At 64.7% G+C, this 13,476-nt stretch carries 16 protein-coding genes; 9 read left to right on the top strand and 7 right to left on the bottom strand.

Annotated features, from left to right (window positions below; genetic code table 11):
* The first annotated feature begins 11 nt into the window (after window positions 1-11).
* The 9 genes from BM374_RS18425 to BM374_RS18390 all read left to right on the top strand — a co-directional run bounded on the left by BM374_RS18425 (window position 12) and on the right by BM374_RS18390 (window position 6,791).
* Complete coding sequence (locus tag BM374_RS18425; RefSeq protein ID WP_177248384.1) at window positions 12-944, top strand: SurA N-terminal domain-containing protein; 933 nt, start codon at window positions 12-14, stop codon at window positions 942-944.
* Window positions 944-1,966, top strand: a complete 1,023-nt coding sequence (pdxA, locus tag BM374_RS18420; RefSeq protein ID WP_092294569.1) for a 4-hydroxythreonine-4-phosphate dehydrogenase PdxA — start codon at window positions 944-946, stop codon at window positions 1,964-1,966. Before BM374_RS18425 ends, pdxA begins: the two co-directional genes overlap by 1 nt.
* Window positions 1,966-2,820, top strand: coding sequence for a 16S rRNA (adenine(1518)-N(6)/adenine(1519)-N(6))-dimethyltransferase RsmA (gene rsmA, locus BM374_RS18415; RefSeq protein WP_092294567.1), 855 nt, complete (start codon window positions 1,966-1,968; stop codon window positions 2,818-2,820). Before pdxA ends, rsmA begins: the two co-directional genes overlap by 1 nt.
* A 25-nt stretch (window positions 2,821-2,845) precedes the next feature.
* Window positions 2,846-3,904: an alcohol dehydrogenase gene (locus BM374_RS18410; RefSeq protein WP_092294565.1), complete on the top strand. Its 1,059-nt coding sequence runs from the start codon at window positions 2,846-2,848 to the stop codon at window positions 3,902-3,904.
* A gap of 74 nt (window positions 3,905-3,978) precedes the next feature.
* A complete protein-coding gene (locus tag BM374_RS18405) occupies window positions 3,979-4,206 on the top strand; it encodes a hypothetical protein (protein ID WP_092294563.1) in 228 nt (75 codons plus the stop codon).
* A gap of 277 nt (window positions 4,207-4,483) precedes the next feature.
* Complete coding sequence (locus tag BM374_RS18400; RefSeq protein ID WP_092294561.1) at window positions 4,484-4,675, top strand: hypothetical protein; 192 nt, start codon at window positions 4,484-4,486, stop codon at window positions 4,673-4,675.
* A gap of 36 nt (window positions 4,676-4,711) precedes the next feature.
* Window positions 4,712-4,888 (top strand): hypothetical protein, encoded by a 177-nt coding sequence (locus BM374_RS38640; protein ID WP_177248383.1) that lies wholly within the window; start codon window positions 4,712-4,714, stop codon window positions 4,886-4,888.
* A 56-nt stretch (window positions 4,889-4,944) separates the two neighbouring features.
* Complete coding sequence (locus BM374_RS18395) at window positions 4,945-5,112, top strand: hypothetical protein (protein ID WP_244552623.1); 168 nt, start codon at window positions 4,945-4,947, stop codon at window positions 5,110-5,112.
* A 383-nt stretch (window positions 5,113-5,495) separates the two neighbouring features.
* Entirely contained in the window at window positions 5,496-6,791 is a 1,296-nt protein-coding gene (locus BM374_RS18390) for a hypothetical protein (RefSeq protein WP_177248382.1), read from the top strand.
* Here BM374_RS18390 and gmk read toward each other — a convergent pair.
* The 7 genes from gmk to fabD form a co-directional block, all read right to left on the bottom strand.
* A complete protein-coding gene (gene gmk / locus BM374_RS18385; protein WP_092294557.1) occupies window positions 6,724-7,383 on the bottom strand; it encodes a guanylate kinase in 660 nt (219 codons plus the stop codon). The genes BM374_RS18390 and gmk overlap by 68 nt on opposite strands.
* Before the next feature lie 3 nt (window positions 7,384-7,386).
* A complete protein-coding gene (locus BM374_RS18380; protein ID WP_092295021.1) occupies window positions 7,387-8,274 on the bottom strand; it encodes a YicC/YloC family endoribonuclease in 888 nt (295 codons plus the stop codon).
* Window positions 8,275-8,406: 132 nt separating this feature from the next.
* A complete protein-coding gene (mltG, locus tag BM374_RS18375) occupies window positions 8,407-9,669 on the bottom strand; it encodes an endolytic transglycosylase MltG (RefSeq protein WP_092294555.1) in 1,263 nt (420 codons plus the stop codon).
* Window positions 9,670-9,795: 126 nt separating this feature from the next.
* Window positions 9,796-11,061: a beta-ketoacyl-ACP synthase II gene (gene fabF / locus BM374_RS18370; protein WP_092294553.1), complete on the bottom strand. Its 1,266-nt coding sequence runs from the start codon at window positions 11,059-11,061 to the stop codon at window positions 9,796-9,798.
* A 108-nt stretch (window positions 11,062-11,169) separates the two neighbouring features.
* Window positions 11,170-11,409, bottom strand: a complete 240-nt coding sequence (locus BM374_RS18365; RefSeq protein WP_008130699.1) for an acyl carrier protein — start codon at window positions 11,407-11,409, stop codon at window positions 11,170-11,172.
* A 311-nt stretch (window positions 11,410-11,720) separates the two neighbouring features.
* Window positions 11,721-12,458 (bottom strand): 3-oxoacyl-[acyl-carrier-protein] reductase, encoded by a 738-nt coding sequence (gene fabG, locus BM374_RS18360; protein ID WP_092294551.1) that lies wholly within the window; start codon window positions 12,456-12,458, stop codon window positions 11,721-11,723.
* Between the two features lie 11 nt (window positions 12,459-12,469).
* A complete protein-coding gene (fabD, locus tag BM374_RS18355) occupies window positions 12,470-13,429 on the bottom strand; it encodes an ACP S-malonyltransferase (RefSeq protein ID WP_092295019.1) in 960 nt (319 codons plus the stop codon).
* Window positions 13,430-13,476: the final 47 nt, after the last annotated feature.

Genomic DNA, 13,476 nt, shown 5'->3' with positions numbered 1-13,476 from the left:
GAGCGACAACCATGACGACCACATTGCCTGTCTTCCGCCTCCTCCTTCTCGTCCTCGGTGCCGTGCTCGTTCTGGCCGGCGCGCCGGCACGGGCGCAGAACATCGTCGTTATGGTCAACGGCGAGCCCATCACCGATTTCGATATTGAGCAGCGCACCAAGCTCGATCAGTTGACGACGCAGAAGACCCCGAGCCGGCAGGAGGTCATCAACACGCTGATCGACGACAAGATCAAGCTGAAGGAAGGCAAGAAGTACGGCGTCGATCCTGCCGCTTCCGACATCAACCAGTCCTACGAGGGCATGGCGCAACGCATGCGCATCTCGCCCGAGATGCTGACCAAGTCGCTCGAGGTCAAGGGGGTGCGACCCGACACGCTCAAGAGCCGCATGAGGTCCGAAATGGTCTGGACCAGCCTCGTGCGCGGTCGCTTCAAGGAGAAGCTGATCGTTGGCGAGAAGGACGTCGCCGACAAGGTCCGACAAGGCGGGGACGAGAAGCTCCAGATCGAAGGTACCGAATACAAAATGCAGCCGATCGTGCTGATCGTGCCGCGCGGCTCGTCCTCTGCCTTCCAGGAGACGCGGATGAAGGAAGCCGAGCAATATCGCGCGCGCATCGGAAGCTGCGAGGAAGCCAACTCGCTGTTCCGCTCGACGCCGAACGCCACCATCCGCGAAACCGTCACCAAGACCACCGCCGACCTGCCCGAAGCGCTCCGCAAGGTGCTCGACGACACCCCGATCGGCCACCTCACGGCACCCGAAGTGACCAAATCCGGCATCGAGATGGTCGTGCTGTGCTCGCGCAAGCCGACCACGATCGATACGCCGAAGAAGCGCGAGATCCAGCTGAAGATGTATACCGAGAAGTACGAGAAGACGCAGAAAGCCTATCTCGATGAGCTTCGCAAGGCAGCGATGATCGAATATCGCAACCGCTGATGGCCGCTCCCGCAAAGCCCCTTGCACTGACGCTCGGAGAGCCCGCCGGCATCGGCCCCGACATTACCATCGCAGCCTGGCTCAGGCGTCGCGAGTTGGACCTGCCGGCTTTCTACCTGCTCGGCGATGATGCGTTGATCGCGCAACGCGCCAGGCTGCTGGGCACGGCGCTTGGCGCCGAGGCCAGGATCGCCGCGGTGAGCCCGGGTGAAGCTGAAGCCACCTTCGCCGACGCCCTGCCCGTGGTTGCGACCGGCGAACACGCCACCGCCGCTCCCGGCAAGCCGGACGCATCGAGCGCACCGGCCGCGCTCGCCTCGATCCGCCATGCCGTCGCCGACGTGCGCGCAGGGCTCGCCAGCGCCGTCGTCACCAACCCGATCGCCAAGAGCGTGCTCTACCGCGCCGGCTTCCGCCATCCCGGCCACACCGAATTCCTCGCCGAGCTCGCAAGCAAGGACGGCCACGTGCCGCAGCCGGTGATGATGCTGTGGTCGCCGCGGCTCGCCGTGGTGCCGGTGACGATCCACGTGTCCCTGCGGGATGCTCTCGCCCAGCTGAGCAGCGATCTGATCGTCTCGACCGTGCGCATCGTCGCGACCGAGCTCAATTCCCGCTTCGGCATTGCCCGGCCGCGCGTCGCGATCTCAGGGCTCAACCCTCACGCCGGCGAGGACGGCTCGCTCGGCCACGAGGAGCAGACCGTGATCGCGCCGGCGCTCAAGGTTCTGCGTAACGACGGGATCGACGCCAGGGGCCCACTGCCCGCCGACACCATGTTTCACGAAGCCGCGCGCGACACCTATGACTGCGCGGTCTGCATGTATCACGACCAGGCGCTGATCCCGATCAAGACGGTGGCGTTCGACGAGGCCGTTAACGTCACGCTCGGCCTGCCCTTTATCCGCACCTCGCCCGATCATGGCACCGCCTTCGATATCGCCGGCACTGGCAAGGCGAACCCCGCGAGCCTGATTGCCGCACTCAAGCTTGCGAGCCGCATGGCGGCTGCGACAAGCTGATGAGTGCGATCGACGACCTCCCGCCGCTACGCGAGGTCATCCGCCAGCACGCACTGTCGGCGCGCAAATCGCTCGGCCAGAACTTTCTGCTCGACCTCAACCTCACCGCACGCATCGCGCGCGCCGCGGCGCCGCTCGAAGAGAGTACCATCGTCGAGATCGGTCCGGGCCCCGGCGGGCTGACGCGTGCCCTGCTCGCGCTCGGCGCCAGACGCGTCATTGCGATCGAGCACGACGAGCGCGCCATACCCGCACTTCAGGATATTTCCGCGCGCTACCCCGGACGACTCGAGATCGTGCATGGCGACGCCATGACCTTCGATCCGCGGCCGCTGCTTGCATGCGAGCGCGGCAAGATCGTCGCCAATCTGCCCTACAACATCGCGACCCAGCTCCTGATCAACTGGCTCACCACCGAACCCTGGCCGCCCTGGTACGACATGATGGTGCTGATGTTTCAGCGCGAGGTCGCCGAGCGCATCGTCGCGCGCGAGGACGAGGAGGCCTATGGCCGGCTCGGCGTGCTCGCCAACTGGCGCTGCGAGACCAAGATCCTGTTCGACATTTCACCGTCCGCCTTCGTGCCGCCGCCAAAGGTCACCTCATCCGTTGTGCGGCTCAAGCCGCGCGCGGAGCCTCTGCCCTGCGATCGCAAGATGCTCGAACAGGTCGCGGCCGCGGCCTTCGGCCAGCGCCGGAAAATGCTGCGCCAGAGCCTGAAATCGCTGAGTGTCGATCCGGCGCGACTTGCGGCCGCCGCAGGCGTCGATGCGACGCGGCGCGCCGAGACCATTCCCGTCTCCGGCTTTGTTGCCATGGCGCGTGAATTGGCGGATATACGCAGCGAAACCTGACAATTTGAATTCCGGAGGAAAGAAAATGGCGTTGATGCGTCGGCAGTCCCTCGTCAAGTTCGATGCGCCGCTGTGCGAGACCATCGTCGACACGCCAAAGCCGCAAGGACGAGAGGTGCTGGTGCGCATCGAGCGCTGCGGCCTGTGCCATTCCGACCTGCACATCCAGGACGGCTATGCCGATCTCGGCGGTGGCAAGAAGCTCGACACCACGCGTGGCATGACGCTGCCCTTCACGCTCGGCCATGAGATCGCCGGCGTCGTCGACGAAGTCGGGCCTGACGTGCCGGCGAGCCTCGTCGGCACCAAGAAGGCGGTGTTTCCCTGGATCGGCTGCGGTCAGTGCCGCGATTGCAAGAACGGCGACGAGAACCTCTGCGCAAAGCAGCGCTTCCTCGGCGTCTCCATCGATGGCGGGTTCGCCACCCACGTGCTGGTGCCTGACGCAAAATATCTGCTCGACTACGATCCCCTGCCCGTCAACCAGGCCGCGACGTTGATGTGCTCGGGGGTCACCGCCTATGGCGCGCTCAAGCGCCTGGTCGACCGTCCCCGTCAGCGTAACCTCTTGCTGATCGGCCTTGGCGGCGTCGGCATGATGGGCCTGTCATTCGCGCAGGCGATGTTCAAGCAGCCGATCACGGTCGCCGATCTCAGCGGCGCCGCGCGTGAGACCGCGCTGAACAACGGTGCTGCCAACGCCTACGATCCGTCAGAGCCCGACGTGGTCAAGCGCATCCTGAAGGAGACCGACGGCGGCTTCGACGAGATCGTCGATTTCGCCGGCAATGAAAAGTCGATGGCGTTTGCGGTGGCAGTTGCCGCGCGCGGCGGCAAGGTCGTGGTCTCCGGCCTGATGGGCGGCCAGTTCACGCTGCCGATGGTGCAATGGGTCTACAAGCGCTTGACCGTCGAAGGCTTCATGGTCGGCACACTCGCCGAGGCCCATGAGCTAATGGCGCTCGCCCGCGCCGGCAAGATCAAGCCGACGCCGATGCGCGAGGAGCCCATGGGCGACGTCCAGAAATGGATCGACGAACTGCGTGCCGGCAAGGTGGTCGGCCGCATCGTGCTGAAGAACTGAGTTACGACCGGCGGCGGGATGCGCCTCTCGCCGACGGTCACGGAACGGCTGCCGCCCCATCGCGTTGGCAGCGTATGTCCATTCGTTGCACGGTCGAGAGCGCATTCTTCATCGCCTGGAGCTTCCTCGAGAAGAGCGGCGAGCTCGGCCCGCCTGACAGCTCCGCGAACATCATTCTCGATGCCATCGAAGTGCAGCTCAAGACCGGCGAACGTCGGCCGCTGATGCTTGCCAACAAGGCGATCGACGCGTACCGGAACTTGAACAGACCATCGCGGGCGCGCGAAGCACGCCTCGGGTAGCGGCTCCGTAGTTCTCCGGCCAAGAACGAAGTTCGAGGCGTGGCAACCGTGCAACGCGGCATAGTCACCAGCGATGCCCGCGCCAGCAATGTTGATTAGCACCGAGAGCTCCGCGCCCGGAAGGCGGAGATGTCCTTCGATGGATCCTCATCCGACGAGCAGAACAAGTCGCGCGCTGGCACTGCGCACCGCCACAATTAGGTCAGATCCGCGCATGGAACGCCCCGCGCGTCCAACGCGTTGGCCTTTGTCAAGGCAACGACGGAGTCCGAATCGTATGACGAAGCCGCTGACAAAAACCGTGCAGCCTGTTCCCGGCGAGAACCAGTGTCACAAGGGTGCCGGCAGCGCGCCGACAGTTCCGGTCGACACCACCAGAGGTCATCGTGACGACGAGAAGCAGAACATTCGTGAGCAGGCCGCGCACGGCAACCTCACCCAGAACACCAGCAACCGGCGCATGGGATAGGCGCAGAAACCAGGGGGATGAAGAGGAGATACGAAATTGGTCACTCCCAGCAAATGGTACGATCCGATCTCGGAACGCTGGATCGTGCCGCGCGAACAGCACGTCGAAGTCGTATCCTCCCACGCGACCGAGAACCACGTCCGCGAGCTTCAGAGGAATGTCGAAATCCAGCGCATTTGGCGCGCACTGGTCGATTGCTGCGCAAGCAAGTGATGCTGTTACCCGTGTGAGACGCTGCAGAAGCGTCCGCCGTATATCCATCTCGCTGTATGACCGAGCCTGCATCCTCCGCCAGACCTGTCGCCGCCGCGATCCGCTACCTCGCGATCATTGCCGGCGCCGCCTGCCTGTTGCTCACCGCGATCTGCTTTGCCCTTGCGTGCCAAATCTTCATCGAGACCGGCTTTTTGCGCAGTCGTATACGATGGTGGGATTGATCAGCGGCGTGCTGGGGATCTTGACGCTGAAGCTGGCGAGCGCGTGGAGGTAAGCTTCCGCAGTCGTCCGGAGTGAGCTCCTGCGAAACCTGTCACATCCCGACTGAGCTCTCCCACGAGCAGATCCGTCTTGGGCTCCGTAGGGCGATCAACGACCGAAGGCTCGCCCAGATTCTGCTGCGAGAAGTGCTGCAAAGCTCTCCGGCAACATGGAACTGCGGACCGCCCTGCCGCCTTCGAAATGGCCAAATTCCCGATGGAACAAACACAACGCGGGCCCGATTCAGGCCACATCGTCTCCGGATTTGCGGCTCATTGCCACCTAAGTCTTTGTAGAGAAAGGGCCGGTAACGAGTTGCGTCATGCGTAACCGGGAGACCAGGATGGGCAACCGCACCGCAAAATTTACGTCCGCGCTGATTGGCAGCATCATTGCCGGCGCACCCTTGGCCGCCGTGTCGCAGAACGCGCCGACTGCGCCCAGCGCGGCAAGCACAGCTGCCGCAGGCACAGCAACAGCAAGCGCGACAAACGCCGCGGGCGACTGCCTGACCTCGCCAAAGGGCGTCGCACCGAAGGGGCAGCACTGGTTCTACCGGGTGGAGCGCGCGACCAAACGGCAATGCTGGTATCTGCGCGCGGAAGGTAGCAAGGCGACGCAAAGCGCGCAGGCGACGCAGAGCGCGCAGGCGACGGCCGATGCGACGAATGCAGCTCCCGCCGCGCCGGCATCGGTGCAGAATGCGCGTGCCGAGTATGTCGCACCGCAGTCCAGCCCCGCAACGAGCGCACCAGCACCGGCCACAACGTCACCGCAGCAGGCGCTTGGCACTACCACGGATGGCAGTGCATCACAGCCCGTGACCGACACACGCTGGCCCGATGCCGCCACGGCAGCCGCGCCGCAATCTGCACCCGCCTCCGCACCTGCAACGAGTTCTGCTCAGCCAGGCGCGCAACCGGCCCCGGCCCCGGTGGCGCTCGCTGCCGCAGATAGCGCGGCCACCAAGCCGACCGGCTCGGTTCAGATGCTATTGCTCGTCGTCGGCGGCGCGCTGGCGCTGGCCGGCCTGCTCGCCAGCCTGATCTACCGCTTCGCCGGTGGACGCGCGCGCGTGCAGACGTCCGATCGCCGCGTCAATTGGGACTATCGGCAGGATCGCGACGACAGCCGCGCGCCGTGGCTCAACGCAGCACCGACACCCGGGCCACGCGTGGCGCGGCCGCTTCCGGTAGACTTCGACGCCGTGCGTCCGCAAGCGCCACAAATCGCCGCATTCAGCGACGCGATCGGCCGGATTGCAGCACAGGGCCGTCCTACAGAGCTCGCGGCCGCAGAACCTGACGAAGCCGAGATCGACTATTTCGACGGCGAGATCGAGACGCCGGCGCCGCTGCTTGCTGCCGACAGGCATGACGAAGACGAGACCGATCACGAAGTGGCCGATCACGACCTGGCCGATCTGGCTGCGCACCAAGAGGACGTACGCGACGCGAACACGCATGAGAACCATGCGCCCGACGAAACGGCCGTCGACATCGATATCATCACGTCGATGCTGGAACGGCTGGCGGCGCAAGGGCCGCGGCTGTCGCAACCCGGCTTCGACCCTAGCCTTGAAGCTGACCTTGCAGCGCTCGCACGAAGCTCACGAGGCCGGTCCGCCGCTCGCGCTTGAGGCGTTCGGCCTTCAGGATCGACTGCACCTCGGCGAAGGCGTCATCGACATTGTGGTTGATGACGATGTAATCGTACTCGGCCCAGTGGCTCATTTCGTGGCTGGCGCGGCTCATGCGCTTGCGGATCACCTCGTCGGAATCCTGCGCGCGCGAATGCAGCCGCTTCTCGAGGTCCGCCGCGGACGGCGGCAGGATGAAGACGCTGACGACGTCGGCGCGCGCCTTCTCGCGCAGCTGCTGCGTGCCCTGCCAGTCGATGTCGAACAGCACGTCCTGCCCGGCCGACAGCGCGGCCTCGACGGGGCCGCGCGGCGTACCGTAGCTGTTGTCGAACACGGTCGCCCACTCCAGCAGCTCGCCGGCCTTCACCATCGCCTCGAACGTGGCCTTGTCGACGAACGAATAGTCCTTGCCGTTGACTTCGCCCGGCCGCATCGCCCGCGTGGTCGCGGAGACCGACATTTTCAGGCCCGACATGCGTTCGATCAGCAAGCGCGACAACGTCGTCTTGCCCGCGCCTGAAGGCGAGGAAAGCACGAACATCAATCCGCGGCGCTCGACCCCATCAGTTCCGTGACCGCTCGTCGTCATCGATCACTCCAGATTCTGCACCTGCTCGCGGAACTGCTCGACCACGTTCTTCATGGCGAGGCCGGTATTGGTCAGCTCGATATCGTTCGACTTCGAACAGCAGGTGTTGACCTCGCGGTGAAACTCCTGCGCCAGGAAGTCGAGCTTGCGGCCGATCGGGCCGCCCTTGCCGATCAGCTCGCGCGCCTGCGCGATGTGGGAGGCGATGCGGTCGAGCTCCTCGCGGATGTCGGCCTTGGTGGCGATCAGGATCGCCTCCTGCATCAGGCGGTCGGAATCGAAACGGTCAGTGGTGTCCAGCAGCGCGGCGATCTGCTCGGCGAGCCTCGCCTTGATCGCTTCGGGCTTGCGGCCAGGAGCGGCCTCGGCCCTTTTTGCCAGCTGCTCGACCTCGTCGACTCGCTGGGTCAGGATCTGGCCGAGCGAAATCCCCTCCCGCTTGCGCATCGCAACGAGTTCGTCGAGCGCCTTGTCGAAGGCTTCGGCTGCGGCGGCGCGCGCCGCCTTGTCCTCCTCCTCGTCGCCCTCGGGCTCGGCGACCTCGACGACACCCTTGATGGCAAGCAGGCCGTCGATGCTCGGCGCCACGGCATCAACCTTGCCGGAGATGACTGCGGCAGCCTTCAGCACCGCGTTGAGCACGTCCTCATTGACGCGCACGGTAGCGGCCGCGTTGGCGCGCTTGACGTTGAGATTGGCGTAGACGGTGCCGCGCGAGAGCAGCTCGCCGGCGCGCTTCTTGGCATGGGCCTCAAGCTCGTCGAAGCCCTGCGGCAGCCGCACCCGCAAGTCAAAGCCCTTGGCGTTGACCGACTTCAATTCCCATTCGAACGTGTACGGCCCGCTTGCGCCGTGGCTTCGGGCAAAGCCGGTCATGGACGACAGCGCCATCAGGTCAAATTCTCCAACAAGCATGGGATTCGCGAGGCCATCAGGCCACGGGAATCTTAAGACTATTTTGCACGAAAATGGAATCCGCAATGTCCGCAGGCCGATCTGCACCGGCCCGGGGCTGGATCAGACCTAGCGTTGGATCACCGGCGGCGATGGCTGCATCGCGCCTTGGCGGGCGGGTGCCGCTGGCCGGGCTGGCGGCCTCCTCTGGGGCGGCTTGGGTGTGGTCGCAGTGGGCGCAGTATCTGCGGCTGCGGGCGGTGGAACGGCGGGCGGTGGCGCATCCTCGGCCGGCTCGACCGTGTCGTTCTGGATCTGCTTTTCCATCGCGCGGAGCTTCGCGACGTTCTTCTGATGCGCGTCGTAGGTCTCGGTGAAGGCATGCCCGCCCGAGCCGTCGGCGACGAAATAGAGGTCGCGGGTGCGGGCCGGGTTGGCGGCGGCCTCCAGCGAGGCGCGACCAGGATTGGAGATCGGACCGGGCGGCAGGCCCTCGATCACATAGGTGTTGTAGGGCGAAGGCTGCGTGATCTCGCTGCGCTTGATCGGACGTCCCAGAGTGCCCTTGCCGCCGACGAGACCGTAGATGATGGTCGGATCGGATTGCAGCTTGATCTTCTGCTTCAGCCGATTGACGAACACGGCGGCGACGCGGCTGCGCTCGTCCGGCTTGCCGGTCTCCTTCTCGACGATCGAGGCGAGCGTCACCAGCTGCTCCGGCGTCTTGACCGGCAGGTCCTGGCTGCGGCGTTCCCAGATCTCCGCGAGCACGCGCTTGTGCGCCTGCTGCATGCGCTGGATCACCTGTTCACGCGGGGTCCCGCGCGGGAACTTGTAGGTCTCGGGCAGCAGCGTACCTTCGCGCGGTACTTCGCGCACGCTGCCGGTGAAGATGTCGTTGTCGGAGAGCCGCGCCACGATTTGCTCGGAGGTCAGGCCCTCCGGAATGGTGACTGCGTGCTGCACCACCTTGCCCTCGACGATGGTGGCGATGACGTCGCGCAGGCTCGCGTTCTTCTGGAACGAATATTCACCCGGCTTCAGGTCCGAGCTCGCCTTCAGGGCGGCCACGGCGCCGATGAACACCCAGGGATTGACGTCGGTCACGCCTTCCCGGTTCAGGGTCTCGGCGATATCGCGCTTGCCGGCACGCTGGGGAATGTTGACGATCTTGTCTTCCTTCAGCGGTCCGGGCGATTCAAGCACCTGCCGGCCGTAATAATAGGCCGCGCCCGCGCCGATCATACCGATCAAAAGCAGAGTGATGATGGCGTTACCGACCACGACGAACGGATTGCGCGCCCGCTCCGAACGCCTCGGCGGCGGCGGGACCTGCTCGGGCTCGAGCGCTGCCCGCGGACTCCGGGGCGAAATGGGCGGCCTTTCACTCATCGAAGCAACCTGAATCCTGCCGGTTCAATCGCAGCCTGACAATCACTTGCCGAGCCAAATGCACGCGCCCACGGATATGACTATCGCCGAATACGGCAAAACGGTGGATTCGTCGTAAACGCAAAACTATTGGGCCAGACGCCGGACGATCACCGACGCATTGGTACCGCCGAAACCAAAAGAATTCGACAACGCGACGTTCACGTCACGCTGCTTCGCCTTATGTGGCACGAGATCGATCGCGGTCTCCACCGACGGATTGTCCAGATTGATGGTCGGCGGGACGATATTATCGCGAATCGCAAGAACGGCGAAGATCGCCTCGACTGCGCCGGCCGCGCCGAGCAGATGGCCGGTCGAGGACTTGGTCGAGGACATCGCAACCTTGGATGCGGCATTGCCGAGCAGCCGCTCGACCGCGCCAAGCTCGATCTCGTCGCCGAGCGGCGTCGATGTGCCATGCGCGTTGATGTAGTCGAGGTCGGATGCCGTCAGACCGGCGCGCTTGAGTGCAGCCGACATGCTGCGGAAACCGCCATCGCCGTCGGGCGACGGCGAGGTAATGTGATAGGCGTCACCCGACAGACCGTAGCCGATCACCTCGGCGTAGATCCGTGCGCCGCGGCGCCGGGCGTGCTCGAGCTCTTCCAGCACCAGGACGCCGGCGCCCTCGCCCATCACGAAGCCGTCGCGGTCCTTGTCATAGGGGCGGGAGGCCTTCTCGGGCGTCTCGTTGAAGCCGGTCGAGAGCGCACGCGCGGCGTTGAAGCCGGCTATGCCGATCCGGCTGATCGGCGACTCCGCACCGCCGGCGACCATCACGTCAGCATCGCCAAGCGCAATCAGGCGGGCGGCATCACCGACCGCATGGGCGCCGGTCGAGCACGCCGTGACCACGGAATGGTTGGGTCCCTTCAAGCCATGTGCAATCGAGACGTAGCCGGAGGCGAGATTGATCAGGCGGCCAGGAATGAAGAACGGCGATACCCGGCGCGGGCCGCGCTCCTTCAAGAGAATGGCGGTGTCGGCTATGCCGTTGAGGCCGCCGATGCCGGACCCGATCATGGTGCCGGTCGCGCATTTGTCCTCTTCGGTCTCGGGATGCCAGTTGGCATCGTCGAGGGCCTGGCCGGCGGCAGCCATGCCGAAAATGATGAAGTCGTCGACCTTGCGCTGGTCCTTCGGCTCCATCCACTTGTCGGGATTGAACGTGTCGTTGCTGCCGTCGCCGCGTACGACGGTGCAGGCGATCTTGGTTTGCAGATCGGAGACATCGAAGCTTTCGATCCTGCGCGCACCGCTCTCGCCGTTGAGGATGCGCTTCCAGGTCGGCTCGACGCCGCAGGCGAGTGGCGACACCATGCCGAGACCAGTAACGACAACCCGCCTCATATCCGAAAACTCCGCATCGAAAGATTCACGGCCAATAACAAGAAACCGGCTGACCGCTGCGAAGCGGCCCGTCCGGTTTCAATGTTGTCCCCGCGAAAATGAAGAGCCTTAGCTCTTCGCGTTCTTCTCGAGAAACTTCGTGGCGTCGCCGACGGTGAGAATCGTCTCAGCGGCATCGTCCGGAATCTCGCACCCGAATTCTTCTTCGAACGCCATCACCAGTTCGACGGTGTCCAGACTGTCGGCGCCGAGGTCGTCGATGAAGCTCGCCGCGTCGACAACCTTCTCGGGTTCAACACCAAGGTGTTCGACCACGATCTTCTTAACCCGCTCGCCAATGTCACTCATTGCATAACCTCGTGTTGTTCCCTGTAGACCCGACCCCCCGGGACGATACGAGCCGTCGTGGTCGTTGACTGCCTTCGCTTACGAACTTTGATTTGGCCACACCTTAACCCGATGCGACCAGGCGAACGACGGCCAAGGCTCCGCATCGCCAATATACAGGGTTTCAAAAACCTGCAATGGCGTTCTTTGCCCATCCGTTGAGCGTCCGGTTATCATACTTCAAGTGCCTTGACTACACGCCTCATTTCGCTCCGGAAACGGCCGTTTGCCGCATCCTGCATTGCCCATGTGGGCAGTGCGAAACGAGGCCGTCAGATCATGGCCATGCCACCGTTGACGTGAATGGTTTGGCCGGTGACGTAGGCCGCTTCGTTCGAGCTGAGATAGACGGCGGCTGCCGCAATGTCCTCGGGCGTACCCAGACGGGCAGCCGGAACCTTGGCCAGAATGGTCTCGCGCTGCTTGTCGTTGAGCGCGTCCGTCATCGGCGTCTTGATGAAGCCAGGCGCGATGCAGTTCGCGGTAACGCCGCGCTTGGCGTATTCGGCGCCGAGGGTCTTGATCATGCCGATCAGGCCAGCCTTCGACGCGGTGTAGTTGCCCTGCCCGGGATTGCCGGTGACGCCGACGATCGAGGTGATCGCAATGATGCGGCCGAAGCGCTTGCGCATCATCAATTTGGTGGCGGCGCGCGCCAGGCGGAAGGTCGCGGTGAGGTTGACGTTGATGACCTCGTCCCAATCCTCGTCACGGAGCTGAACGAACAGATTGTCGCGAGTGATGCCGGCATTGGCTATGAGGATGTCGACCTGGCCCATCGCCTCTTCCGCAGCCGGCACCAGCGCCTCGACCTCGTCGGCCTTGGAGAGATTGCAGGGCAGGACATGAGTGCGCTCGCCAAGCCGGCCGGCAAGCTCATCCAGCACCTCCTTGCGTGTTCCGGAGATCGCGACGGTGGCGCCCTGCGCGTGCAGCGCCTGCGCAATCGCGCCGCCGATGCCGCCGGTCGCGCCGGTGACAAGCGCCTTTTTGCCAGTCAGATCGAACATCGCGTACTCCTCTAGCCCTGCTTCGCAGCGGCCAATGCATCCTTGGCGGCGGCAATATCATTGGGACCGCCGACCGCAACACCGACAGCGCCGTCGGCAATGCGCTTGACGAGCCCCGTCAGCACCTTGCCCGCGCCGATCTCGAAGAAACGGGTAACGCCCTGCCCAGCCATATAGGCAACCGACTCGCGCCAGCGCACAGTGCCGGTGACCTGCTCGACCAGGCGGCGGCGGATCTCGTCGGGATCGGTGATGGCGCTGGCCAGCACGTTCGACACCAACGGCGCAGCCGGCGCCTTGATCGTGACCTTGGACAGCGCCTCCGCCATGGCGTCGGCCGCGGGCTGCATCAGCTTGCAATGGAACGGCGCGGACACCGGCAGCAGCATCGCGCGCTTGGCGCCCTTGGTCTTGGCAATCTCGACGGCACGGTCAACCGCAGCCTTGTCGCCGGAGACGACCACCTGCCCGCCGCCATTGTCATTGGCGGCCTGGCAGACCTGACCCTGCGCCGCCTCCTTGGCGACCTCCATGGCCGCGTCATAATCGAGGCCAAGCAGCGCGGCCATCGCGCCGGCGCCAACAGGCACAGCTTTTTGCATCGCGAGACCGCGAATGCGAAGCAGGCGCGCGGTGTCCGAGAGGGTCAGGCTGCCGGCCGCGGCCAGCGCCGAATATTCGCCGAGCGAGTGGCCGGCCACGAAGGCCGCATCCCGCTCCACGGAAAACCCGGCCTCAGTCTCCAACACGCGCAAAGTGGCCACAGACACCGCCATCAGGGCCGGCTGGGCGTTTTCGGTGAGCTGAAGGGTTTCGGCCGGACCATCCCAGATAGTCGCCGTCAGCTTCTCCCCGAGCGCGGCATCGACCTCGTCAAACACGGCGCGCGCCACCGGAAAGGCGTCGGCCAAGGCCTTGCCCATACCGACTGCCTGGGAACCCTGCCCAGGAAATGTGAATGCTGCCGTCATCGGCGCTCCCTGCTTGTCGGGCGTGACCACTCTCAAGAACCGGCAGC

The sequence above is a fragment of the Bradyrhizobium sp. Ghvi genome, assembly GCF_900115265.1.
Lineage (GTDB): Bacteria > Pseudomonadota > Alphaproteobacteria > Rhizobiales > Xanthobacteraceae > Bradyrhizobium.
Note: the sequence above shows the minus strand (reverse complement) of the source record. Positions and strands in the feature narration are given on the sequence as shown.